Raw genomic sequence first — 1,105 nt, forward strand, 5'->3', positions numbered from 1 at the left:
CCTAGTGCCAAGGCATTCACCGTGCGCCCTTTCTAACTTAACCAAATTGCGGCAGATAACCTTCGTAACTCTTCGTCAGCTGCGTGTTTCTCGGTCATGTCACGTACAGATGTACGCTCCATTCCTCGAACACTTGCTTCCTCGATTTACTCGGTTCTCTTTGCAATTACTTTTGGCTTCAGATAACCTTCGAATTTCTTCTCGGTTCTCTTTGCCAAAACGTCTTATTTAAAAAAGTCGTTTTGAATTCTTGACATGCTCGTTCAAACAAAGTCAGTTAAGACTCCGGTGAACAAAACATTGTTTACATTCATTATCTAGTTTTCAAAGAACCTTTGGCTTCAGATTATCTGCGAACTTCTTCGTCAGTTTCATCATTCCGATTCTCACGTACATTTGTACGCTCCAAGTCTCCATGATTTCACTTCCTTGAATTTCTTGATTCTCTTTGCCAATTATATTGAGAGTTTTGAGTTCTCTCAAAACTGAACAAGGCTACTAATTTCAATTACATCTTGTAACACTTCTCAGTGATGCTTCATGCTGCCTTGCGACGAGGAATCATGCTTCGTAGCATAGATCGTAGACGCAGGAGCAAAAGCATTTATTAATAGAGAGTTTTGAGTTCTCTCAAAACTGAACAAATAGCACAAGCGTCAAACAACCGAAGTTGTCTGTCGACTAGAGTTAAACTCCATAGAAAGGAGGTGATCCAGCCGCACCTTCCGATACGGCTACCTTGTTACGACTTCACCCCAATCATCTGTCCCACCTTAGGCGGCTGGCTCCAAAAGGTTACCCCACCGACTTCGGGTGTTACAAACTCTCGTGGTGTGACGGGCGGTGTGTACAAGGCCCGGGAACGTATTCACCGCGGCATGCTGATCCGCGATTACTAGCAATTCCGGCTTCATGTAGGCGAGTTGCAGCCTACAATCCGAACTGAGAATGGCTTTATGGGATTGGCTCCACCTCGCGGCTTCGCTACCCTTTGTACCATCCATTGTAGCACGTGTGTAGCCCAGGTCATAAGGGGCATGATGATTTGACGTCATCCCCACCTTCCTCCGGTTTGTCACCGGCAGTCACCTTAGAGTGCCCAACT

At 45.6% G+C, this 1,105-nt stretch carries 2 other annotated features.

Annotation, left to right across the window (positions count from 1 at the left end):
- Positions 1-713: 713 nt before the first annotated feature.
- Positions 714-846 (bottom strand) — a sequence feature (16S ribosomal RNA rRNA prediction is too short).
- A 62-nt stretch (positions 847-908) separates the two neighbouring features.
- Positions 909-1,005: a sequence feature (16S ribosomal RNA rRNA prediction is too short), on the bottom strand.
- Positions 1,006-1,105: the final 100 nt, after the last annotated feature.

The organism is Halalkalibacter urbisdiaboli, from assembly GCF_002156385.1.
Classification (GTDB): domain Bacteria; phylum Bacillota; class Bacilli; order Bacillales; family Bacillaceae_D; genus Halalkalibacter_A; species Halalkalibacter_A urbisdiaboli.